The sequence below is a fragment of the Stenotrophomonas maltophilia group sp. msm1 genome, from assembly GCF_032025805.1.
GTDB classification, from domain to species: Bacteria; Pseudomonadota; Gammaproteobacteria; order Xanthomonadales; family Xanthomonadaceae; genus Stenotrophomonas; species Stenotrophomonas hibiscicola.
In genome coordinates, this window is record NZ_JAVSKH010000001.1 from 1,098,382 (window position 1) to 1,122,426 (window position 24,045).

Here is a 24,045-nt window from a genome sequence, read left to right on the forward strand (position 1 = left end):
AGGATCCGGTGCCGGCCAGCGGCCGGCACTACCGGGGCATCAGGTCTTCGGGGTGAGCTTCAGCAGGCGCGCCTTGCTGCCGTCTTCCAGCAGCCACAGGGCGCCATCCGGACCCTGTTCCACTTCGCGGATGCGCTCTCCCATGCTGAAGCGCTCAGCTTCGCGCGCGCCGTCGCCGTCAAAGGCCACACGCACCAGCGAGGTCGACGACAGGCCACCGATGAAGCCGCTGCCCTTCCACTGCGGGAACAGGTTGCCGCTGTAGATCACGAAGCCGGCCGGCGAGATCACCGGCGTCCAGGTCACCTTCGGCGCGGCGAATTCCGGGCGCGTGTCGTGGTCGGGAATCGGCCGGCCGTCGTAATGGTCACCATTGGAAACGATCGGGTAGCCGTAGTTGGCGCCGCGCACGATCAGGTTCAGTTCGTCGCCGCCGGCCGGGCCCATCTCGTGTGCCCACAGCTTGCCGTTCGCGTCGAAGGCCATGCCCAGAATGTTGCGGTGGCCCAGCGACCACACCTGCGCGGCAACGCCGCCCTGTGAGGCGAACGGGTTGTCGGCGGGCAGGCTGCCATCGTCGTTGAGACGGATGATCTTGCCGAGGTTGCCGCCCATGTCCTGGGCCGGATCGAACTTCTGGCGCTCGCTGGAACTGATCCACAGCTTGCCGTCGGGGCCGAACGCGAGGCGATGCCCGTAGTGGCCTTCGCCGCTGACCTTGGGGCTCTGCCGCCAGATCACCTTCAGGTCCTTCAGCTGGCCACCGCCGTTGGCATCCAGTGCCAGCGTGGCCCGGGCCACGGCAGCACCGCGGGTGTCCAGCGTGCCTTCCTCGGCGTAGCTGAGGTAGATCACGTGATTACTCGCGAATTGCGGGTGCAGGATAACGTCACCGAAGCCACCCTGGCCGCCGTAAGCGACCTTCGGAACGCCGGTGATCTCATGCTTCTGGCCGCTGGCCAGGTCCAGGTGCTGCAGCTTGCCGCGCTTTTCGGTGACCAGCAGGCTGCCGTCCGGCAGGAAGGTCATCGCCCACGGCTGGTCGAAGCGGCTGATTTCGGTGGCGGTGAACGGGCGCTGGTCGGCAGTGGTGGAGGCTGCGGGCGCTGCGGTCTGGGCGCCGTTGGCGGCCGGGTCGGCGGCATTGCAGGCGGAGGTGGCAAGGATCGGCACAAGGCCGAGGGCGAGCAGCAGGGGCGTGCGGGTCATGGGTATCTCCAGTGCGGGGATGCGGATGGCCGGGCTGTCCCTTGTATACCACCGGCGCCGTGAGCGTCGTGGCCCGAAGGTCCTGCGACCCCTGTGCGAGCGCGGCGGGATCGTCTAGGGTGGGCACGCCCGGGCAAAGCGTGCCCGTCTGCCTGCCAAGGACCTGCAATGAACACTGCCATGCCCCACAAGCCCTCCACCGCCTTCATCGCCGCCTCATGGGTGGCCCTGCTGCTGGGTGCGGCGGCCTACCTGATCGGCCTGTTCAATGCCACGATGGCGCTCAACGAGAAGGGCTACTACCTGACCCTGCTGCTGTTCGGCCTGTTCGCGGCGGTGTCGCTGCAGAAGAGCGTGCGCGACCGGGTCGAAGGCATTGCGGTGAGTGGCCTGTACTACGCGCTGTGCTGGTTCGCGTTGCTGTCGGCGCTGATGCTGCTGCTGGTTGGCCTGTGGAATGCCACGCTGGCACCGAGCGAGAAGGGCTTCTACGGCATGGCGTATGCACTGTCGCTGTTCGGCGCGGTGGCCGTGCAGAAGAACACCCGCGACCTGATCGCCGCCGGTGGTGGCGGGAGCAAGCACAGCGCGATCGTGCCGCCGCTGCCGGAACAGGAATGATCGATCCGGTGTAGAGCCGAGCCATGCTCGGCTCAGTCGAGCATGGCTCGACGTTACAGACGTGGTGCGAGAGCCGAGCGTAGGCCCGGCTCTACAGAAGCATGGCGCTATCGCTTCAACAGCGGGTCCGCCAGGTGCGCTTCGTCCCAGCCACGGCGCACGGCATTGCGTGCCTGCGCCCATTCCAGCCGGCTGCGGCCACGTTCATTGGCCCAGCGCGATTCCAGCTCGGCTTCGACCTGCTCGTAGGCGCGGATCATGTCCTGCGCACGCGCGGCGTGGCCGATGCGGTAGGCAGGCTCGTAGTCCTCGAAGAACAACTGGTCGTCGTAGTACGGCTCGGCCGTGTAGCGTTCGCGCCAGTAGTTGCTGACCGCGTCGCGCGGCGTGCTGTCGTCCGGTACGCGGCCGGGAATCTGGTACTCGGTCATGGAAGGCTCCGTTGTGGACGAAGCCTGATCGTGCCTGCGTGGCGGTTAACGGCCCGGTCCGGCAGCGTGATCACCAGATCAATCCGCCGGGCATGGCCCGGCGCTATCGGTCATCCGGCGTCGGCATCCTTGCGCGGCAGCTTGTAGATCACCGCGCCGATGGCGAACGCGATCAGTGCAGCTGCGATGTTCTGCCAGCTGGCACTGGCGAACAGGGCCAGGCACAGCAGCAGCGCCAGCACCGGAATCAACGGCCCACCGGGCAGCTTCAACGCGCCCGGGCGGTCGGCGTAGCGCTTGGCCAGTACCAGTACCGCAGCGGCCGTTCCGATGTAGGCGAACAGGCGCGTGGTCATCGACAGCAGGGCCAGCTGCACGAACGAACCGGACAGGGCCAGGCCCAGCGCGATCAGGCCTTGGCACAGGATCGACGCGGCCGGCGTGTGGAAGCGCGGATGCACCTGCGCCAGGATCTTCGGCCCATAGCCATCGCGGGCCAGTGCGAACAGGAAGCGCGGGCCCATCATCATCGTGTTGCTGTTGGTGCCGAGGATGGAGATGGTGGCGCCGACCGTCAGGATCAGCGCCAGTGCTTCGCCGCCGAAGCCGGCAGCGGCATCGGCCAGCGGCGTGGCCGAGCTGGCCAGGCCGGCCAGCGTGCCCTGTGCCACCACCTGCACCGCGCCGTAGATGACGGTGACGGTGATGATCATGGTGATCAGCGCGAACGGAATATCGCGACGCGGATTGCGGTACTCGCCGGCGGCGGCCGGGATGTTCTCGAAGCCGGCATAGGCGTACAGCAGCAGCAAGGCGGCCTCGCCCATGCGCTGCAGGTCATGCGGGTCCGGACGCTGGCCGGAGAAGGCCAGCTGTGGGTCGATGTAGAACGCACCGATGGCCACGAACAGCAGCAGCGGCAGCATCTTGCCGATCACCAGCACCACGCCGGTACGCGCGGCCGAGCGCACGCCGATGATGTTGACGCCGGTCAGGAAGCCCAGCGACACCACGATCACCGCGATGCGCCCCATGCCGGCACCGGCCCACGGCCAGAAACGCGCGACGGCATCGGCCAGCGCGTTGCTGAGTGCGGCCGCCGAGCTGATGCGGGTCAGCCAGATCATCCAGCCGATCTCGAAGCCGGCGAAGCGCCCGAACGCCTCGCGTGCATACAGGTAGCTGCCGCCGGGTTCATCGAAGTAGCTGGCGGCCTGCGCGTAGCACAGCACCAGCAAGGCCACGACGATGCCGGCGGCGACCACGCCCCACAGGCTGAAGGGGCCGAGCAGGGCGACGGTGGCGGCCGGCAGCAGGTAGATGCCGCTGCCGATCACATCGTTGATCGACAGGCCGACGATCTGCCAGCGGCTGACCGCGCGTTGCAGCTGCGGTTCGTCCTGTGCGCTCAATGGCCGTCTCCATTCAATGAAGGCAGCTCCCATTGCGCCTGCAGTCGCCTGTACTCGGCGCGCGGCAGCAGCACGAAACGCGGCGCGTCCTGCGGCCGCAGCCAGTCCAGCAGTGCCTGCATGCGTTCCTGCGGCATGGCCGTGCAGCCGGCGGTGGCCTCGCCGGGCTGGCGCCACAGATGGGCGAAGATGCAGCTGCCCTTGCCGGGCTGGTTGTCCGGGTTGTGGGCGATCACGAAGCCCTCCCGGTAGCGCACGTCGCCCTTGTTGTGCAGATCCAGCCGCATCGGCTCGGTGGAGCCCTTGACCGCTGCATTGCCGACCTTCTTTTCATCAACGATGCGGTTGTAGAACGGCGAACCGGGCACGTCCATGCAGTAGCTGCTGTCCAGCATCGGCTGGTAGGGCATGGCGGTGCCGCGGCGGGTGACGGCATAGCCGAACGCACTGCCGAGCGCGAATATGCCGGCCGGGCTGCGGCCATCGCCTTCCTGCTTCTGCGGGCCGTCGGCCTGCGCCGGGTGCAGGCCCAGGCCCCAGGCACTGCCGGTGCGGCCGAGTGCCACCGGGAACGCCTGTCCATGCGCGTGCCAGCCCTTGCCGTCGCGCACATAGGCCTGCAGTTGCCCCTGGGTGCTGTCCCAGCCTTCGCTGGTGACCACGATCAGCTGGCGCGCGCCATCCAGCGGCGCAGCGTGGACGCATACCGCCGTAGCAAGCAGCAGTGCAGCGGTAGCGAGACGGACCAGTGATTTCATCAACAGGTGCTCCGGTCAGGAATCCAGCAGGTGGTCGATCCGCTCCAGGTTCACCGCAAGCTGCTGCTGGCGGTCCGGATTGGTGTGGCAGAGCAGCACGAACAGGAAATCGAGCAGGGCGTGCATGGCGCTACGGTACAGCAGCTGCGCGACCTGCGGCGTACGATCGTGCGCGCACACCACCAGCGCTGCGTCAGCATGCGCGCGCAGCGGGTTGGCGGTATGGCGGGTGATGGAAATCATCTTGCCCCCCATGTCCTGGAACTGGCGCGACAGCTGCGATAGCTGCGGCAGGTTGCCGAATTCGGAGAACACCAGCAGCGCATCGCCCGGGCGCGCGGCCGAGAGGTTGGCCAGCATCAGGATCGGGTCGGTGTGGGGTACCACCAGCAGCCCGAGCAGCGACAGCCGCATGGCAAACTCGCGGGCGAACAGGCCGTCGTCTCCCAGGCCGTACACGAACAGCTTGGGCGCACCGTCGAGCAGCTGCACGATGCGCTCGATCTCCGCGCGTGGATTGGCCTGGCGTGTTTCCTCCTCGGCCTGCGCCTTGCTGCGGCGCAGCGCCTCGCCCAGGCGCAGGTAGTCATCGCCGCTGTCGGGTTCGTCGGGCGCCTGCTGCGGATCGGCACCGGCGCGGGCGACGTCCTGGCCGATGGAGTACTTCAGGTCCGGGTAGCCCTTGAAGCCGAGCTTCTGGCTGAACTTCACCACGCTGGACTGGCTGATGCCGAGCGCACTGGCCAGCTGCTGTGACGAGTAGTCGCGCAGCAGGTGGGCGTTGTCGAGGATGAAGTCGGCGATGCGGCGCTCGATGGCCGACATCTGCCCGCGCTCGGTGCGGATCTTCAGCAGGGGCGGCATGCGGGGTGTCCGGGCATGTGTGGGCGCGTTGCGGCTGGCAGCGTAGAGCGTGTCATGGAATGGGTCGAGCGGGTTCCAGCCTCGAAGAGGTTACGGAGCGCAGTTGTTGCTTTTGACGTTGAGTCCGCCCTCAAGCGAGCCGGGCACCGCAGGTCCGGCGAGGGCGAAGAGGCGCGGGTGTCTGAGCGTAGCGAGTTCCCGCGCCGTCCCTCGACGGGCCGAGGAGCGCAGGGAACCGGTGCGTAGCACCGGCTAGCGGCCGGCGGAGCGTTTCTTCTGGTTACTTTTCTTTTCGCGAAAAGAAAAGTAACGCGCGACCCAGCGCCAGTGGCACGCAACGTCAGCCGCAAGGCAGAAATCACCCCAGCATCTCCAGCCCACGCACCTCAGTAATGCCCAGCCCCGGCACGTCGCTGATGCTGATCTCCGATTCGTTGAAATGCACGCCACCGCTGACCGGGTCGAACTGGCCCAGCGAGGGACCGTCGAGGTCAACCTTGGTGATCACATCACTCTTGGCCACGGCCAGGTGCACGGCTGCGGCCACGCTGATGCTCGACTCGATCATGCAGCCGATCATGCACGGCACGCCGTAGATGCCGGCGATGTCGGCGATGCGGATCGCGTTGGACAGGCCGCCGGTCTTCATCAGCTTGATGTTGATGATGTCGGCTGCGCGCTGCTGGATCAGGTCCATCACCTGGCTGGGGCTGAACACGCTTTCGTCGGCCATCACCGGCGTGTTGACGCGGTCGGTGACGTACTTCAGGCCACTGATGTCCGCGGCCTTCACCGGCTGCTCCAGCAGCTCCAGTACCACGCCGGCTTCCTCCAGCGTGCGCATCGCATGCACCGCCTGCTTGGCGGTCCAGCCCTGGTTGGCATCCAGGCGCAGCAGGGCGCGGCCTTCCACGGCGGCATGGATCGCCTTGACCCGTTCGATGTCCAGCCCGATGTCCTTGCCGACCTTGATCTTCAACGACTCGAAGCCGCGTTCGATCGCCGACAACGAATCGGCCACCATCTTGTCGATGTAGTCCACGCTGATGGTGATGTCAGTGGTGATCACCGGGTCGCCGCCGCCGAGCATCTGGTACAGCGGCGCACCGTGCAGCTGCGCCCACAGGTCGTACAGGGCGATCTCCACCGCGGCCTTGGCGCTGGTGTTGCGCTCCATCGCGGTCTGCACCAGCGTGCACAGGTGGTTGAGGTTGACCACGTCCTGGCCGATCAGGCGCGGGGCGATGAAGTGGCGGATCGCCTCGATGATCGAGCCGTGCGTATCGCCGGTGATCACGGCGGTGGCCGGGGCTTCACCATAGCCGGTGTTGCCGCTGTCGGTGCGGATCAGCACCACCACGTCTTCCACGGTTTCCACCGTGCGCAGCGCGGTCTTGAACGGTGTCTTCAACGGCACGCGCAGCATGCCCAGTTCGATGGCGGTGATCTTCATTCGGGAGTCTTGGCCCGCAGGCGCTGGATGTTGGTGATGCGGTCGATGTAGCGGACGGTGTCGCTGGCCATCATCGGCTCCAGCGGCGTGACCGAAACACCATTGAGATGGGCCTGCACGCGCGTGCCGTCGGCACCGAACCAGCTGCCGCCCGCCGTATCGTGGATCACCCAGGTGCGGCCGTCGACGTGGCCGATGGCCATCATTACGTGGCCGGGGATGTAGACCAGGTCGCCGACCTTCAGGTCGGTGACGGCACGGTCGCGCGCGGCCTTGCCGACCTTCTCGGTGAACGGCAGGCGATCCAGTGCCGGGCTGACCGCCTGTGCACTGGTATTGCGCGGCAGCAGCACGCCGAAGCTGCGGTAGATCTCGGAAACGAAACCGCTGCAGTCGCGCGTGTCGTAGTCGTGGCCCCAACCGTAGCGCTCGCCGAGGAACTTGAAGGCCTGCTGCAGCAGCAGGCGCGGGGTCAGTGGCAGGTAGTCGGCGGCGGTGTCCTGCGAGCGCGGCAGCAGCGCCGGCACCAGCTTCAGGCGACCATCGGCTTCCCGCACCGGCAACTGCACCACCCACGAGGCGTGCGCCTGCTGGCCGTTCACCGGTTCTGAAGCGGGCCAGTCGGCCAGCACCGGCAGGCGCACGCCCATGTCCAGCTGCAGGCGCGAGACGCGCGGCTCCTCCGGGGTATAGGCGGTCTGTGCGGTGGCGCCGGTGACGATGCGGTAAGGGCCCTTCGTGCCATAACCGAGCACCGTGGCCTTGTCGCCGCCGGCGATGGCGTCGGCTTCGATCCACGCGCTGTAGCGCTCGCTGTGCACGAACAGCCAACGGCCGTCGGCGCTGCGGTGGACCACGGCGACCTTGTCGCCGGGGAACAGTGCCGATTCCTGGAAGCGGTCGATGTCGGTGTCACCGGCAGTGCTGAAGACCCGCTCGCGGGTGGGGAAGGTACGCAGTGCCGCGCGCTTCACCACCAGCCCGTAGGCCGGTGCCACCTTGGCAGGGATCGCATCGAGGCCGAGGTTGGCTTCGATCGCGCTGCGCAGCGCGGGTGCGATCGCCTGGCCCTTGTCGTTGTAGAGGGCGCGGGTGGGCCAGCTCGACAGCGCGGTGATGCTGGCGCGAACCGTCGCCGCATCAAGCTGGGCGGGCAGTGCGGCGATGTCCTGGATGTGGCTGTCCTGCGCCCGCATCCGCGCGTTCTGTGCTTCGATCTGCGCGCGATCCAGAATCGGCGCATCGGCGTTGTCCAGGCGCGCGGCCCAGTACTGCGGGGTCAGATAGGCCTCGTGCAGGCCGATCACATAGGGCAGCGGCGCACCCGGGTCGGGCGGTGGGGCCGCCTGTGCAAAGGCCGGAGCGGCCAGCAGGCACAGGGCCAGGGTCAAGCGGCGCGGCCAATGCCGGTGCCGTTCGCGGAAAGCCAGGCTCATGCGGTGCACACCCTCCTCGAATGCCTGTTGGAATATTTATTCCTTTTGGCATGGAAAGCAAGAATAAATTATTGACCGGCATCCCGGCCCGTGTTACACAGCCATTACCACCCGCGCTGGGGAAGTGTCGCTGTGGATCCTGCCGTTCGCAAACCGCGTCTGACTGCCGCCGCCGGCCTGGGTGCCGTGTTGCTGCTGTGGGTGTCGGCCACGCACGCGACGGATGGGCATAGCAGCCAGCAGCGGGCGCGCCAGACGCAGGTGATCGACCTGATCGACAGCGGTCGCTTCAGCGATGCCGAAGCGCTGCTGGCAACGGCAGGCGATACCACCGAGGGGACCTTCCAGCGCGAGCGCATGCGCCGCATCCGCCTGGATTTTTCCCTCGACGAGGCCGCGGCCAAGGCGGCCGTGCGCCGCTGGATTCCCGATCTGACCGACGAGGAGTTTGCGCGCTGGGACCAACTCGGCCTGATCGAGCATCTCGATACCGATGGCGAGCGTTGGTACTTCAAGCGCGCACCGTCGAACCTGTTCCTGCTCAGCGACGAAGCACGCGCGCGCCGCCGCACGGATGCACCGATGCCGCCTCCGGGCCCCAACGAAGTGCTCAACGCCCACCACGTAGGCGTGGTTGCCGCGGCCGAACAGAGTGGCCAGGCGTCGGTACTGCCGCAGCGCTACGAATTCACCCAGTCGCTCACGGTGAAATCCGATGTGGTGCCCGCCGGTGAAACGATCCGCGCGTGGATTCCGTACCCGCGCGAGATCCCCGGGCAGCAGGAACAGGTGCAGTGGCTGGGCAGCACCCCGGGCAAGGCGCGGGTGGCACCGGCCAGTACCCTGCAGCGCACCGCGTACCTGGAAGCCAAGGCAGTGGCTGGGCAGCCGACGCGCTTCGAGATCCGCTACGCGGTCACGATCCTCGCCCGGCATACCGCGATCGACCCGGCCAAGGTACAGCCAACCCCGGCTGATCCGGCCTTGAAGCCCTATCTGGCCGAGCAGCTGCCGCATGTGCGCTTCACCCCGGCGCTGAAGCTGTTCTCCGACCAGGTACTGCAGGGCGAGACACGTCCGTATGAAGTGCTGCGCAAGCTGTTTGCTGCCGTGGATCGCATTCCCTGGGCCGGTGCGCGCGAATACTCCACGCTCAGCAACATCAGCGATTACGCGCTGCATGCCGGCCATGCCGACTGCGGCCAACAGACCCTGCTGCTGATCGCGCTGCTGCGCATGAACGGCGTTCCCGCGCGCTGGCAGTCGGGCATGGTGTTCTCCGGCGATGGCAGCGGCTACAACAACCTGCATGACTGGGGGCAGGTCTACCTGGCGCCGTATGGCTGGCTGCCGATGGACGTGACCACCGGCGCGCTTGCCAGCGATGTGCCTGCACTGCGCGATTTCTACCTGGGTGGCCTCGACGGCTACCGCATCGCCTTCAACGACGATTTCGGCCAGCCCTTCGTGCCGGCCAAGCAGCACTTCCGCTCGGAAACGGTCGACTCGCAGCGCGGCGAGGCCGAGTGGGCAGGCGGCAACCTGTACTTCGACCAATGGAGCTACGACTTCCAGTGGCGGGTACTGCCAGCCAGGCAACGCTAGCGCGACACACCGCATTCCACACCATTCAATTCTTGCAGGAGAGAGCAGGGGATGAAGGCTTACAGCATCAAGCGGGCGGCGTTGTGCGTCGCCCTTGGGGCGTGTCTGGGCGTAGTGCTGCCCGGCATCGCGATGGCACAGAACGTGAGCGGCGCAGTTGCCGGCCGTGCAACCGCGGGCGACCAGGTGACCGTGGTCAGCAACAGTACGGGTCTGACCCGTACCGTCACCGTCGGCGCCGACGGCAGCTACCGCCTCGGCCAGCTGCCGGTAGGTGACTACCAGCTGCAGCTCAGCCGCGATGGCCAGAAGCTGGGCGATCAGATTGCTGTCAGTGTGGCAGTAGGCGGTACCACCACGGTCAACCTGGCCAGTGGCGGCGGCGTCACCAATCTCGATGCGCTGCAGGTGGTCGGCACCCGCGTGGTCAACCGCGTGGACGTCTACTCCACCGAGACATCCTTCAATATCAACCGCCAGGAAATCTCGCGGTTGCCGGTGGCGCAGGACCTGTCTGCGGTCGCGCTGATGGCGCCGGGCGTGGTCGGCGGCAACTCGTCATTCGGTGGCCTGTCGTTCGCCGGTTCATCGGTGGCCGAGAATGCGGTCTTCATCAACGGCCTGAATGTCACCGACATGTACACCCGTCGTGGCTTCAGCACTGCGCCATTTGCGTTCTTCAAGGAATTCCAGGTCAAGACCGGTGGCTACTCGGTCGAGTTCGGGCGCTCCACCGGTGGCGTGATCAATGCGGTGACCCGTTCGGGCAGCAACGAATTCGAGGGCGGTGTTGAAGTCACCGCCGAGCCCAGTGCGTGGCGCGCCAGTGGCGGCGATCATTTCCACCGCGACGGCACCCCGCATTCCTACGGCAGCCGCGACAACAACTCCTTCCTGAAGACCAACGTGTGGGGCTCCGGCCCGATCGTCAAGGACAAGCTGTTCCTGTTCGCGATGTACGAAGACCGCAGCGACAAGGGACACAACACCTCGTCCGATGGCAGTACCTGGTTCAAGAACGATTCCGGCAACGGCTTCTGGGGCACCAAGCTGGACTGGAACATCAACGACAACCACAGCCTGGCGCTGCTGGCGTTCTCGGATGAGGGCGATGTCACCAATGCGTCGTACGGTTACAACTGGAACGCCGACCAGCTCGGCGCCTGGGGCGGCGATTCGGTCACCGAGACCGGCGGCCGCAACTGGTCGGCCACCTACACCGGCCACTTCGGACAGAACTTCACCGCGCGCGCCATGGTCGGCCAGAACAACCAGCGTGCGTTCACCAATTCATCGCTGGATCAGGCCTGCAGCCCCGTGTTCACCGACAGTACCTACGGCCCGCGCCTGGGCAAGCTGCAGGGCCTGCGCGCAGGCTGCCACCCCACGGGGACGGCAGTGGCCGAGCGTGACGATACCCGTGACGTGGCGCGACTGGACTTCGAATGGCAGCTGGGTGACCACCTGCTGCGCTTCGGTGTCGACCGTGAGCTGATGACCACAAAGCAGTCCACCCGCTACCCCGGCCCGACCGAACTGAGCTACACCGCCTACGTGGCGCGCCCCGGCGATGAAGTCTGGGACGGTGCCAATGCCTACGTACCGGCTGGCGTTACCGAAATGCTGCGTGCGCGCAACCGCAAGTCGGGCGGCACGTTCGAGACCGAAGCCAATGCGCTGTACGTGGAAGACATCTGGAACATCACCCCGAACCTGATGCTGAACCTGGGCGTGCGCTGGGACCGTTTCGAGAACCGTACCGCCGCCGGCAAGGCGTTCATCAAGATGGATGACCTGATCGCACCTCGCGTCGGCTTCTCGTGGGACATGCGCGGTGATGGCAGCACCAAGCTGTTCGGCAACGCCGGCCGCTACTACCTGCCTGTCACCAACAACATCAACGTGAATTTCGCAGGTGGCCTGACCGACGAGTACAGCTACTACGTGCTCAATGGCTGGGAGCGGAAAACCTCGCCGACCGGCTCACCGTACATGGCACCGGTCGTCGGCCAGCAGATCGGGCCGACCGACACCCGCATGAACACCGGCGGTGCCGACCTGCGCCAGAGTGTGGATCGCGACCTCAAGGCGGTCTACCAGGACGAGTACATCCTGGGCTTCCAGAACATGATCAACCAGGCATGGTCGTGGGGCGTCAACGCCACCTATCGACGCATGACCCGTGCGCTGGACGACATCCGCATCAATTACACCCCATGCGGCCCGACCCCCAGCACGCTGTGGCCGATCGCCAACCCGGGCGAGAGCCTGACGATCTGGGGCGACAAGAGCATCGGCTGCGCCACCGAAGGCTGGATCACCATTGACACCGCCAACAGCGGCTATCGGAAGGGCGGCAGCGGCGAGGTGATCGGTTACTCCAAGCCCAAGCGCACCTACAAGGCACTGGAGTTCCAGATCGACCGTGCCTGGGACGAGAAGTGGATGTTCAACGCGTCCTACCTGTGGTCGAAGAGCGAGGGCAATTTCGAAGGCCCGGTGAATTCCGATACCAACTACGGCGACACGGGCATGGTGCAGTTCTGGGACCATCCGGCCACCAACGAGCGCTATGGCGTGCTGTTCAACGACTTCCGCCACCAGTTCAAGCTGCGTGCCGCTTACGCGCTGAATAAGCAATGGTCGTTCGGCACCACGCTGCAGGTGCAGTCCGGTGGCCCGATCACGGCCTACGGCGTGATGTGGCCAAACGATTCCATCGCCGGTGGCAGTACCTCCAGCGAAGGTAGCGGTGGTGGCACCGGCTGGCTGTGCGTGGCCAACTGTTCGGGCCCGTACAACCAGCGCCAGTTCGAGTACAGCCCGCGCGGCGCGTTCGGTCGCCTGCCGTGGACCTGGACCATGGGCGCCAACGTAACCTGGCGCCTGCCGGTGGAGGGTATCGATCTCAGTGCACGGCTGTCTGTGTACAACCTGTTCAACAACCAGAAGACCATCAACGTGCACCAGCGCTATGAAGCGCAGCCCGGCCAGTACCGCGAAGCGACGTTCGCCACCGGGACGCGCTGGCAGGCCCCGCGCTACACCCAGCTGGTGGTGACCTGGAACTTCTGAGGCCACGATCCGCGCCGTCCACCGTGACGGCGCGGGCAATGGAGGGGCTGCGCGCATGTACCACCTGCTGATCGTCGCGGCGGCACTGGCCGCACCGTCCGCTTCGCCGACCGATATCGCCTCCCTCGATGCCGACGTCGCCGCCGTGGTCCAGCACGAGCACCTGCCCGGGCTGGCCATAGCGGTGGTCGACAACGGGCAGGTGGTCTATCGCCACGCCGAAGGCGCGCGTGGCGACGGCGGCCGCATCGACCAGGACACGCTGTTCAAGATCGCCTCCAACAGCAAGGCGATGACCGCCGCGCTGCTGGCGCGGCTGGTGCAGCAGGGCAAGCTGCGCTGGGAGGATCCGGTGCAGCAATATCTGCCGGGCTTCCGCATGCACGATGCGTGGGTGGGCGAGCAGATGCAGGTGCGCGACCTGCTGATCCACAACAGCGGCCTTGGCCTGGGCGCCGGTGACCTGATGCTGTGGCCGGAGCCGAACGCGTTCACCCGTGCCGACATCATCGCGGGGCTGGCGCACCTGAAACCGGTCAGCAGTTTCCGCAGCCGCTACGCCTACGACAACCTGATGTACGTGGTGGCCGGGGAAGTGGCGGCGGCAGCGGGTGGCAAGCCGTACGACCAGCTGATGCGCGAGCAGGTGTTCGAACCACTGGGCATGACGCGCTGCCAGGTGGGGGCGTGGTCGGTGAAGCGCGTGGGCAACGTGGCGCAGCCGCATGCCTGGCGCGGTGATCGCAACGCGGTAGTGAACGCGGATGGAGCGATCAGCCCGGACCTGCCGTCGATGGCGGCCGGCGGCATCCGTTGTTCGCTGCGCGACATGACGCGCTGGATGCAGGTGCTGCTCGATCCCGCCCTGGCACCTGGCTGGTTGGACGCTGAGCAGCGCCGTACGCTGTGGACCCTGCACATGCCGATGGCGCTGGGTGAACGCCAGCGGCGTTGGGACAACGCGCATTTCTATGGCTACGGCTATGGCTGGCGGGTGTCGGACATGGATGGGCAGTGGAAGGTGGCGCACACCGGCACCCTGTCGGGCATGTACTCGTCGCTGGCACTGTTGCCTGACCGCGAGGTGGGCGTGGTGATGCTGATCAACGGTGAAGGCGAGGATGCGCGCACCGCATTGATGCAGGCCGCACTGAAACGCTTCACCGCCCCCGATGATGCGCGCCCGGCGATGGAATACCTGGCCGAACTGAAGGCGGACCAGGCCGCTCGTGCGGCAACCGGGCACCAGCGGCCGCCGACGTCGGACGCGCGGCAGGCGTCGGCTTCCGATCTGCCGCGTTGGCAGGGACGCTACAGCGATCCCTGGCTGGGGCCCGCATCGCTGTGCCCAGGCAAGGACGGCCTGCGCTTCAGCGTGGACAAGTCGCCCCGCCTGCAGGGGGCCGTGCTGCAGCTGCAGGGGCGCTGGCTGCTGCGCTGGGATACGCTGGGTGACGATGCACAGGCGTGGCTGCGGCCGGGCGAGGGCCCGGCACCGACACTGGACCTGCGCGCCATCGATCCGGACATCGACTTCAGCTATGACTTCCAGGACCTGCATTTCACTCGTACTGGCGATTGCCCTGGCGGCGACCACCGGCGCCGCTGAGCCACCGCGCGTTTCACCGGCCACCGACGCGGCCAGCGCCGGACTGGTGGAGATCCGCACGCTGTCGCCGCGCATCGACCTGGATATCCGTTATGCGGGTGCCAACAACTTCACCGGTGCGCGCGTGCCCGGCTACGAGGCGCCATCGTGCTACCTGCTGGCGCCGGTGGCAAAGGCACTGGCACAGGTGGAACAGGACCTGCGCGCCGATGGCTTCGGCCTGCGCCTCTACGACTGCTACCGGCCGGTGCGTTCGGTGCAGGCGTTCATGGCCTGGGTGAACGTTCCGCGCGAGCTCTCGCGCAAGGCGCAGCAGTACCCGGATCTGGACAAGCCACGCCTGCTGGCTGACGGCTACATCGCCGAGCGCTCCGGCCACAGCCGCGGTGCCACGGTGGATCTGGGCCTGCTGGATTGCCGCAGCGGTGCATGTGCGCCGTTGGACATGGGCACTGACTTCGACTTCTTCGGGCCACGTGCGCATACGCAGACGAGCGGGCTGAGCACTGTGCAGCAGGCGAACCGCCAGCAGCTGGTGCAGGCGATGGCGCGCCGTGGCTTCGTCAACTATCCGCAGGAGTGGTGGCATTACACCCTGCAGCCCGAACCGGATTCCGGCACCGCGTACGACGTGCCAGTGCTTTAGGCGGTATCGGCAGGGCACCGCCCCGCCTCTGACAGTTTCCCGCGTGGTCCGTTGTAGAGCCGAGCCCATGCTCGGCTGCTCCTTGTTCAATCGTCGAGATATTCGATTTGGATGGAGATTCATCCACGCATGGCGTGGATCTACTGTGGCTACCGGATCGGGTCCGGGGCAGATCCCTTACACTGGCCGCCTCTTCATCCCTGCCCACCCGATGAACCTTCCTCTGCACTTCGGCCTGCTCGGTACCCTGGAAGCTGGCGCCATCGCCCTGCTGGTCGGGCTGCTGGTGTACTTCCTGTGGTTGCAGCTGTGCCGGCTCCTGCACTGGACAGCGGGGCATGCGATCGGCTGGTCCTGCGTCATCGCCGTGATCATCTCCGCCGGCATCGATGCATGGAAGCTGTTCTACATGGGCATCGTGCGGCTGGAATCGCCGCTGTACGCGCGCATCTTCCTGGCCACCATCCACGATCCCAACGAGCTCGGCAGCCGTGTGGTGCTGGAAATCGCCGGTGCGCTCGCCGGTGTTGCTCTTGCATGGGTGTTGTTCAGTTCGCGGTCATCGGAAAAAACCGTCGACTGACGCAGGTTTTTCGTTGCCTGCCGGTTAAATGCAGAGGCGCTGAATGCGCATCTTATGAGCCACTCACTTCACCCTAACCACCGCGCTAAAGCATGCGTGGAGGCCAGTGGTTAATCGCGCGTGTGGGCGCCGGTCGCGGCGCAAAATCGATTCAGAAACGCGGTGGCAGGGTAGGTGCCGTGCGGAATCAACACGCCGCGCAACACCACCCAATCGGTAGGAGACACCCCTGATGACTATTCGCAACCGCAAGCCCCTGATCGCCCTGATCGTCGCCGCCGGCAGCGTGCTGGCCATCCCGGCGATGGCCCAGTCGGCCAAGCAGCAGGCCGCGCAGGCACAGAACGAGGCCGCCCAGGCGCAGCAGGCAGCGGCACAGGCGGGCCAGGCGGCTGACCAGGCAACCAATGCGGCCGCAGCGGCCTCGGCCCAGGCCAACGGCGGTGGCCAGACCTGGGCCAGCATCGATACCGATGGCAACGGCACCATCAGCAAGACCGAGGCGCAGGTGAACGCCGGCCTGGCCCAGGTGTTCGACCAGGCCGATACCAACAAGGACGGTGAGCTGAGCGCCGATGAGTACAAGGCCTATGTGGCCGCCCAGCAGGCCGGCGCCGGCGGCGCAGCGCAGGGTGCGCAGGGCAGGTAAGACCCGTATCGGGGCGTATGGGAACCCGGGCGGCTTCGGCCGCCCGGGTTTTTTTCGTCACCACGGCCCCTGTATCCTTGCGCGATGAACACCTCCACGCCTGCGCCGTCGCGCGCCATCGGCCTGGTCGGTTTTGACGGTGACGATACGCTGTGGAAGAGCGAGGACTACTACCGCAAGGCCGAGCAGGATTATCTTGACCTGCTGTCGCGCTACGTCGACGTGCATGACACCCAGACCGCGCGCCACCTGCTGGAAGTGCAGCAGCGCCACCTGGGCACCTTCGGCTACGGCGTCAAGAGCATGACCCTGTCGATGATCGAAGCGGCCATCGACATCACTGGCCAGCGCATCGAGGCCAAGGACATCCAGCGCATCCTGGAGATCGGCCACGACACCCTGCGCCACCCGGTCGAGCTGATCGACGGTGTGCGCGAAGCGGTGGCGGCCATCGCCGAGCACTACCCGGTGGTGCTGATCACCAAGGGCGACCTGTTCCACCAGGAAGCGAAGATCAAGGTCGCCAACCTGGCCGAGCTCTTCCCGCGCATCGAGATCGTTTCCGAGAAGGACCCGGAGACCTACGCCCGCGTGCTGGCCGAATTCGACCTGCCGATGCAGCGCTTCGTGATGGTCGGCAACTCGCTGCGCTCGGACATCGAGCCGGTGGTCACCCTGGGTGGCTGGGGCGTGCATACCCCGTACGCAGTGACCTGGGCCCACGAGACCCAGCATGGCGTGGCCGACGACGAACCGCGCATGGTCACTGCCGATACCGCCCACGACTGGCCGGCCGCACTGGCGGCGATCGAGGCCAAGGCCGCTGCGGCCTGACAGGGCCCGTCGGCTGCGGCAGAATCGGGGCATGAACCACCGACTGCGCGCGCTGATGTTGTCCCTGCTGTTGGCGCCGGCCACCGTGCTGGCCCAGCAGACCGCCGAGCGCTCAAGCGCCTACGAAGTGGACACCGGCGACAGCTGGGTCGATGCCCAGCTGCGGGACATCAACCATTACGCCGAACGCTACCCCGACGCTTTCCTCGACGAAGTGTCGCGCTATGCCGACGTGCCGCGTGGCTACATCAGCGCGCTGTTCACCACCCACGGCTGGCAGGCCGGAGACATCTATTTCGCCTGCTTCTGGGCCAAGGCCAGTGGCCAGACCTGCCGCGACAGCGTGCGTGCCTTCAGCCAGGACCCGGAGGGCGGCTGGGAGGCGGTGGTCAAGCGCATGCCCACCAAGCCGGACAATCTGCACTACCGGGCTGTGCGCCATGCCATCGTGGCCAGCTACCAGCACTGGGACCGGCCGATCACGCTGGATGCCACCCTGAAGCGCCAGCTCAAGCGCTAGTGCCGGCCGCTGGCCGGCACCTGCACCATTCCAGGCATCCGGAGGTTGCCGGCCAGCGGCCGGCACTACCGGTTTCCTTATGTTGCTCTGCGTATCGCCGCCGCCGGGCGCTCCGGCGACAATACGGGTCCGAGCTGTTCCCCGTTCCCGTAATCGAGTGACTGATGAGCGCCTCTTTCGTTTCGCCTGATGTGATCCGCCGCCTGTTTGCGCAGGCCATGTCCCGCATGTACCGCACCGAAGTGCCGCTGTACGGCACGCTGGTGGAACTGGTGGAGCGGATCAACGCGCAGGTGCTTGCCCATGACCCGGCGCTGGCCGCGCAGCTGCAGCGCAACGACGAGCGTGCGCGGCTGGATGAAGAGCGTCATGGCGCGATCCGCGTCGGCACCGCGCAGGAGCTGGCGACGCTGCGCCGCCTGTTCGCGGTGATGGGCATGTACCCCGTCGGCTACTACGACCTGTCGGTGGCCGGCGTGCCGGTGCACTCCACCGCGTTCCGCCCACTCACCGGCGCGGCGCTGGCACAGAATCCGTTCCGCGTGTTCACCTCGCTGCTGCGCCTGGAACTGATCGAAGATGAAGCGCTGCGTGCCGAGTCGGCGAAGATCCTGTCACGCCGCCGCATCTTTACCGACGGCGCACTGGCACTGATCGAGCAGGCCGAGCGTGACGGCGGCCTGTCGCAGGCCGATGCCGAGCGCTTCGTCGATGAAGCACTGGAAACCTTCCGCTGGCATGGTGACGCCACGGTCGACCTGCCGACCTACCGCGCGCTGCACAACGCGCACCGGCTGGTGGCCGACGTGGTCAGCTTCCGTGGCCCGCACATCAACCACCTGACCCCGCGCACGCTGGACATCGACGCGGCGCAGGCGGCAATGATCGAGCACGGCATGGCGGCCAAGGCGGTCATCGAAGGTCCGCCGCGCCGTGCCTGCCCGATCCTGCTGCGCCAGACCAGCTTCAAGGCGCTGGAAGAAGCCGTTCATTTCCCGGATGCCGAAGGTGGTGACGCCGGCACGCATACCGCGCGCTTCGGCGAGATCGAACAACGCGGCCTGGCGCTGACCCCGAAGGGCCGCGCGCTGTACGACCAACTGTTGTCGCAGGCCCGCGACGCCGGTGGCGAAGGCAGCACCGGCGGCGACTACGGCCAGCGCCTGCAGGCGGTGTTCGCCAGCTTCCCGGATGACCATGACACGCTGCGCCAGGAAGGCCTGGGGTATTACCGCTACCAGCTGACCGACGCCGGCCGCGCCGCGCCGGAGCGCGTGGCCGATCTTCCCGCTGAAGTGCTGGTGGCCGCCGGCCTGGCGACGGCTGACCCGATCGTCTACGAGGATTTCCTGCCGGTCAGCGCCGCAGGCATTTTCCAGTCGAACCTGGGTGGCGAAGAACAGCGCGCCTATGCCGCGCATGCCAACCGCGAGGCCTTCGAGCAGGCATTGGGCGTGGCGGTGAACGACGAGTTCGAGATCTACGAGCGGCTGCAGGCCGAATCGCTGGCGGCGCTGCGCACCGCGTGAAGGTAGAGCCGGCCGCTGGCCGGGCGCACCGCGTGAGGTAGAGCCGGCCGCTGGCCGGCTGTAGGGAAGCCGGCCAGCGGCCGGCTCTACCCGATGTCCGGACCCGGGGTCAGCCCTTCATCGTGCCCGTATCCAGCCAGCGCTCGTGCCACGACAGCGCTTCCGGCAGCAGGTGCGGGGTGTGCTTGCCGTAGCTTTCGCGGCTGGCACGGTCGAAGTAATCCTGCAACTGCGGGCGGAAATCCGGGTGCGCGCAGTTGTCGATCAGCACCTGCGCGCGCTTGCGCGGGGTCAGCCCGCGCAGGTCGGCCAGGCCCTGTTCGGTGACGATCACCGACACATCGTGCTCGGTGTGATCGACATGGCTGGCCATCGGCACGATCGCCGAGATGGTGCCGTTCTTGGCGGTGGACGGGCTCAGGAACGCTGACAGGAAACCATTGCGGGCAAAGTCACCCGAACCGCCGATGCCGTTCATGATGCGCGTGCCCATCACGTGCGTCGAATTGACGTTGCCGTAGATGTCCACCTCGATCATGCCGTTCATGCCGATGCAGCCCAGGCGGCGCACCAGTTCCGGATGGTTGGAGATTTCCTGCGTACGCATGATGATGCGCTCGCGGTAGAAATCGATGTTCTCCTTGAACGTCTCGTTGGCCTGCGGACTCAGCGCGAAGCCGGTGCACGAGGCGTAGCTCAGCACGCCATCGCGCAGCAGGTCGAGCATGCCGTCCTGGATCACTTCGGTGAACGCGGCCAGGTCGCGGAAACCGCTCTTGGCCAAGCCTGCCAGCACGGCATTGGGGATGTTGCCCACGCCCGACTGCAGCGGCAGCAGGTTCGGCGGCAGGCGGCCCTTCTTCACCTCGTGCTTGAGGAACTCGATCAGGTGCGAAGCGATCTGTTCGCTGGTTGCATCGATCGGGCTGAACGGGCTGTTGCGGTCCGGGCCGTTGGTGCGCACCACGGCCACGATCTTGTCCGGGTCGCAGCGCAGCGCGGTGTCGCCGATGCGGTCGTTGGCGTTCACCAGCGGAATCGGCTTGCGGTGCGGCGGCAGCGCGGTGCCGTAGTAGATGTCGTGCATGCCGTCAACGCCGGCCGGCTGCCATTCGTTGACCTCGACGATCACCTTCCTGGCCAGGTCCAGCCAGGTCTTGTTGTTGCCGACCGAAGTGGAGGGCACCAGCGAACCGTCCTCGCGGATGGCCGAGACTTCGATCACGGCGGTGTCGATCTCGCCGTAGAAACCGAACCACACGTGCTGGGCAACGTGGCTGAGGTGGATGTCGATGTAATCCAGCTTGCCCTCGTTGATACGGTTGCGCGCGTCCGGGTCGCTCTGGAACGGCATGCGCATGGCGATGCCATCGGCCTTGGCCAGCGCGCCATCGAGTTCCGGCGCGGTCGACGCGCCGGTCATCAGCTTGATCTGGAAGGGATTGCCCTGGGCGTGCACCGCTTCGATGCGGCGGGCCAGTTCCACGGGAACGGCCTTGGGATACCCGGAGCCGGTAAAGCCGCTCATGGCCACGGTTTCACCGGGCTGGATCAGCGCGGCTGCGGCCTCGGCGGAGACCACGCGGTCACGAAGACGCGCGTTGGCGATGCGATCAACAGACATGACGACAGTGTTTCTGGGGGGAATCCCGATTATCGGCCATCCTCATCCGTACGGGGGGTTCTACCTTCGTGGAATGGCTTTTCCCCCAAGGGGCTCACCCATACCCATCGGTTCTGTTTTGCAGTGCAGCGTGCAAAGTGCTTTCGCAGCCCGCACGATGGCCCTGCATCCCGACGTGGGGGAGGGAGCAGAGCCCGCTGGCAGTTCGCTGCAAGCGGGCTTTTTTATTGCCTGTCGCCCAGTATGAATGCGCGGCCTCCATTATCGGTAGTGCCGGCCGCTGGCCGGCAACTGCAGCAACCTTCGGCAGGATCATGGGATCTGCCGGCCAGCGGCCGGCACTACCGGGTCCGTCGCGTCCCGACCGGGTCGATACAATCCGCCCATGACCCTCGCCCCCGCTGACCTGCCCGCCTCCCTGCAGCCCCTTGTCGACCGCGCCCTGGCGCGCCTGGCCCAGGTCCTGCCCGAGCCCGTTCCTGCCGAACTGCTGCCGCTGCTGACCCGACTGGCGGTGGCCAGCGACTTCGCGCTGGACACCCTGGTGCGGCAACCGGCGCTGCTGGCGCAGCTGGCTACCCCCGGCTGCCCGCCGATCCCACCACCGGTGCTCGATCCGCTGCAGCCCAGCGACTGGCCGGCGCAGATCCGGCGCTGGCGTACTGCCATGTCGACGCGGCTGATCTGGCGCGACCTGGCTGGGCTGGACGACGTGGCGCAGACGCTGGCTGGCGCCACCACCCTGGCCGAGGACTGCCTGCGGCTGGCGCTGGACGCGCTGCAGCAGGAATTCGCCCAGCGCCACGGTGTGGTCCGCGATGGCGAAGGCGCCGCGCAGCAGCTGGTGGTGTTCGGCCTCGGCAAGCTCGGCGGCGGCGAGCTCAACTTCAGTTCCGATATCGACCTGGTCTACGCCTACCCGCACGGCGGCGAATCCGACGGCCCGCGCGCGCTGGCCGCCGAAGAGTATTTCGCCCGCCTCGGCCAGCGCCTGGCCAAGCTGCTGGACGAAACCACCGTCGATGGCTTCAGCCACCGCGTTGACCTGCGCCTGCGGCCGTTCGGCAGCGCCGGCCGCGTCGCGCTGTCGTTCGCGGCGATGGACCAGTATTTCCAGCGCGAAGGCCGCGACTGGGAGCGCTACGCATGGCTGAAGGCGCGCGCGGTAGCCGGCGACATCGCCGCCGGTGAGGCGTGGCTGCAGACCCTGCGCCCGTTCGTGTACCGCCGCTACCTCGATTTCACCGCGCTCGACGGCCTGCGCGAGATGAAGGCGGCGATCACCGCCGAAGTCGCGCGCCGCGAGCTGCACGAAGACATCAAGCGCGGCGCCGGTGGCATCCGCGAAATCGAGTTCCTGTGCCAGGCGCTGCAGCTGATCCGCGGTGGCCGTGAGCCGGCGCTGCGCGAGCGCCGCCTGCTGGTGGCACTGGACGCGCTGGTGGCCGCGGGGCAGATCGCGCCCGAGGATGGCAGCGCGCTGCGTGAGGCCTACCTGTTCCTGCGCCGGCTGGAGAACCGCCTGCAGATGCTGCGCGACGCGCAGACCCACGTGCTGCCCAGCGACGCGCTGGACCGCGCGCGCATTGCCATCGGCCTCGGCTACCCGGATTGGGAGGTACTGCGCGCGGCACTGGCCGAACAGCAGCAGCGGGTCAGCACCGAATTCGCCGCGCTGCTGGCCCCGCGCAAGGGCCAGGCCGCGCCCGACGCGCTGGCCAACTACTGGCGCAGCCTGCCCGAGGGCAGCAACGCGCCGTTGTTGGCGGAAGCCGGTTTCCTCGATGCCAATGGCGCCGACCAGTCATTGCGTGACTTCGCCCAGGGCACCGGCGTGAAGTCGTTATCCGATGCGGCGCGTGCACGGCTGGATCGCGTACTGCCGGCGCTGCTGCATGCGGCCACGCGCTCGCCGCAACCCGATGCCGCGCTCAAGCGCGTGCTTGGCCTGCTGCAGGCGGTGCTGCGCCGGACCAGCTATCTCGCGCTGCTGGACGAACAACCGAGCGCGTTGGCGCGGCTGGTGGATGTGCTGGCGCGCAGCGCGCTGCTGGCCGAGCGGCTGGCCGCGTACCCGCTGCTGCTGGACGAACTGCTGGACGTGCGCGTGTCCGGGCCGATGCCCGATGCGGCCGGCATGCTGGCCGAGTGCCAGCAGGTGCTGGCGGTGGAAGACCCCGAATCCGCACTGCGCTGGCTCAACGAGACTCGGCTGGCGCTCAGCTTCCGCATGGCGATGGCCACGCTGGACGGTCGCCAGGGCGCAGTGGACAGCACGCGGCAACTGGCCGAGCTGGCCCAGGCGGTGGTCACCACCGTGCTGGCGATGGCCGAAGCGGACATGCGCGCGGCACACGGCGTGATTCCCGGTGGGCGCTTCGCGATCATCGGCTACGGCAGCCTCGGAGGGCTTGAGCTGGGCTTCGGTTCCGACCTGGACCTGGTATTCCTGCACGACAATCCGGCCGGCGTGGAGGCCAGCGATGGCGCACGTCCGCTGGAACCGGGGCGCTGGTATGCGCGGCTGGCGCAGAAGGTGATGGCGCTGCTCGGTGCGGTCACCGCCGCCGGCCGTCTGTACGACATCGACGTGCGCCTGCGCCCGGATGGCGGCAAGGGTTCACTGGTGTCTTCGTTGGCCAGCTACACCGAATACCAGCGCGAACGCGCGTGGACCTGGGAACACCAGGCCCTGGTACGTGCACGCGGCGTGGCCGGTGATGCCAGCCTGCTGGCCGATTTCGAACAGGTGCGTGCACAGACGCTTGGCCGCGAACGCGATCCGGCCACGCTGTATGCCGATGTGTTGAAGATGCGTGGCCGCATGCGCACCGAACTGGACCGCAGCGATGCTGCGCGACTGGACCTGAAGCAGGGTGCCGGTGGCGTGGTGGACCTGGAGTTCCTGCTGCAGACCGGCGTGCTGGCGCGTAGTGCGCAGCATCCTGCGCTGCTGCAGCCGCGCGATACACCGTCGTTGATCGATGCGCTGGCGGTTGCGGGCTTCCTGCCCGGTGCCACCGCGCAGGCACTGCATACCGCGCATGCCACGCTGCTCGACGTAGGCCTGGCCTGCACGCTGGACCGGCGCCCGCGGCTGGCACCGACCACGCCCGCGATTGAAGACGCGTGTGCGGCGATTACGGCGGCGTGCAGAGCGGCGGCGTTGCCGTTCGGGTGATGGGTG

General features: G+C 67.1%; 19 protein-coding genes. 11 read left to right on the forward strand and 8 right to left on the reverse strand.

Going from position 1 to position 24,045, the window contains the following annotated elements; all coding sequences use genetic code 11:
• Positions 1-39: 39 nt before the first annotated feature.
• Positions 40-1,209 (reverse strand): PQQ-dependent sugar dehydrogenase, encoded by a 1,170-nt coding sequence (locus ROV95_RS04860; RefSeq protein ID WP_312543290.1) that lies wholly within the window; start codon positions 1,207-1,209, stop codon positions 40-42.
• A gap of 168 nt (positions 1,210-1,377) precedes the next feature.
• Between ROV95_RS04860 and yiaA the strand changes: the two genes are divergently transcribed.
• Entirely contained in the window at positions 1,378-1,830 is a 453-nt protein-coding gene (gene yiaA / locus ROV95_RS04865) for an inner membrane protein YiaA (RefSeq protein WP_171953321.1), read from the forward strand.
• A 107-nt stretch (positions 1,831-1,937) separates the two neighbouring features.
• Here yiaA and ROV95_RS04870 read toward each other — a convergent pair whose 3' ends face one another.
• The 6 genes from ROV95_RS04870 to ROV95_RS04895 all read right to left on the reverse strand — a co-directional run bounded on the left by ROV95_RS04870 (position 1,938) and on the right by ROV95_RS04895 (position 8,184).
• Positions 1,938-2,261, reverse strand: a complete 324-nt coding sequence (locus ROV95_RS04870) for a hypothetical protein (RefSeq protein WP_069139911.1) — start codon at positions 2,259-2,261, stop codon at positions 1,938-1,940.
• A 110-nt stretch (positions 2,262-2,371) separates the two neighbouring features.
• Entirely contained in the window at positions 2,372-3,673 is a 1,302-nt protein-coding gene (locus ROV95_RS04875; protein WP_164144987.1) for an amino acid permease, read from the reverse strand.
• Positions 3,670-4,431 (reverse strand): L,D-transpeptidase family protein, encoded by a 762-nt coding sequence (locus ROV95_RS04880; RefSeq protein ID WP_312543295.1) that lies wholly within the window; start codon positions 4,429-4,431, stop codon positions 3,670-3,672. The genes ROV95_RS04875 and ROV95_RS04880 overlap by 4 nt, the downstream gene beginning before the upstream one ends.
• A 15-nt stretch (positions 4,432-4,446) precedes the next feature.
• Positions 4,447-5,295 carry a MurR/RpiR family transcriptional regulator gene (locus tag ROV95_RS04885; protein WP_019662204.1) on the reverse strand — a complete coding sequence of 283 codons (849 nt, stop codon included), beginning with the start codon at positions 5,293-5,295 and terminating at the stop codon, positions 4,447-4,449.
• Between the two features lie 358 nt (positions 5,296-5,653).
• Positions 5,654-6,748: a dipeptide epimerase gene (locus ROV95_RS04890; RefSeq protein WP_005415027.1), complete on the reverse strand. Its 1,095-nt coding sequence runs from the start codon at positions 6,746-6,748 to the stop codon at positions 5,654-5,656.
• Positions 6,745-8,184 (reverse strand): SH3 domain-containing protein, encoded by a 1,440-nt coding sequence (locus tag ROV95_RS04895; protein ID WP_312543297.1) that lies wholly within the window; start codon positions 8,182-8,184, stop codon positions 6,745-6,747. The genes ROV95_RS04890 and ROV95_RS04895 overlap by 4 nt, the downstream gene beginning before the upstream one ends.
• Positions 8,185-8,316: 132 nt before the next feature.
• Between ROV95_RS04895 and ROV95_RS04900 the strand changes: the two genes are divergently transcribed.
• From ROV95_RS04900 to ROV95_RS04940, 9 genes are all read left to right on the forward strand, one after another.
• On the forward strand, positions 8,317-9,789 hold the full coding sequence (locus ROV95_RS04900; protein WP_312543299.1) for a transglutaminase domain-containing protein: 1,473 nt from the start codon (positions 8,317-8,319) through the stop codon (positions 9,787-9,789).
• A gap of 51 nt (positions 9,790-9,840) precedes the next feature.
• The gene (locus ROV95_RS04905; protein WP_180832988.1) at positions 9,841-12,864 is read left to right on the forward strand and encodes a TonB-dependent receptor; all 3,024 of its coding nucleotides are present in this window, start codon (positions 9,841-9,843) and stop codon (positions 12,862-12,864) included.
• A gap of 55 nt (positions 12,865-12,919) precedes the next feature.
• Positions 12,920-14,473, forward strand: coding sequence for a serine hydrolase domain-containing protein (locus ROV95_RS04910; protein ID WP_312543300.1), 1,554 nt, complete (start codon positions 12,920-12,922; stop codon positions 14,471-14,473).
• A complete protein-coding gene (locus ROV95_RS04915) occupies positions 14,406-15,119 on the forward strand; it encodes a M15 family metallopeptidase (protein ID WP_312543301.1) in 714 nt (237 codons plus the stop codon). Before ROV95_RS04910 ends, ROV95_RS04915 begins: the two co-directional genes overlap by 68 nt.
• Positions 15,120-15,330: 211 nt before the next feature.
• Complete coding sequence (locus ROV95_RS04920) at positions 15,331-15,702, forward strand: hypothetical protein (RefSeq protein ID WP_180832986.1); 372 nt, start codon at positions 15,331-15,333, stop codon at positions 15,700-15,702.
• A 232-nt stretch (positions 15,703-15,934) separates the two neighbouring features.
• Positions 15,935-16,351 carry an EF-hand domain-containing protein gene (locus ROV95_RS04925; protein ID WP_019662197.1) on the forward strand — a complete coding sequence of 139 codons (417 nt, stop codon included), beginning with the start codon at positions 15,935-15,937 and terminating at the stop codon, positions 16,349-16,351.
• An 84-nt stretch (positions 16,352-16,435) separates the two neighbouring features.
• Positions 16,436-17,185, forward strand: a complete 750-nt coding sequence (locus ROV95_RS04930) for an HAD family hydrolase (protein WP_021202954.1) — start codon at positions 16,436-16,438, stop codon at positions 17,183-17,185.
• Between the two features lie 31 nt (positions 17,186-17,216).
• Positions 17,217-17,705: a hypothetical protein gene (locus tag ROV95_RS04935; protein ID WP_155028856.1), complete on the forward strand. Its 489-nt coding sequence runs from the start codon at positions 17,217-17,219 to the stop codon at positions 17,703-17,705.
• A gap of 164 nt (positions 17,706-17,869) precedes the next feature.
• Positions 17,870-19,234 carry a VOC family protein gene (locus ROV95_RS04940; protein ID WP_227854375.1) on the forward strand — a complete coding sequence of 455 codons (1,365 nt, stop codon included), beginning with the start codon at positions 17,870-17,872 and terminating at the stop codon, positions 19,232-19,234.
• Between the two features lie 109 nt (positions 19,235-19,343).
• Here the strand turns inward: ROV95_RS04940 and ROV95_RS04945 are convergent, their stop codons facing one another.
• Entirely contained in the window at positions 19,344-20,858 is a 1,515-nt protein-coding gene (locus ROV95_RS04945; protein WP_312543307.1) for an acetyl-CoA hydrolase/transferase family protein, read from the reverse strand.
• 385 nt (positions 20,859-21,243) lie between these two features.
• Here ROV95_RS04945 and glnE point away from each other — a divergent pair, with 385 nt between their 5' ends.
• Positions 21,244-24,039: a bifunctional [glutamate--ammonia ligase]-adenylyl-L-tyrosine phosphorylase/[glutamate--ammonia-ligase] adenylyltransferase gene (glnE, locus tag ROV95_RS04950; RefSeq protein ID WP_312543308.1), complete on the forward strand. Its 2,796-nt coding sequence runs from the start codon at positions 21,244-21,246 to the stop codon at positions 24,037-24,039.
• The last annotated feature ends 6 nt before the right edge of the window (positions 24,040-24,045 follow it).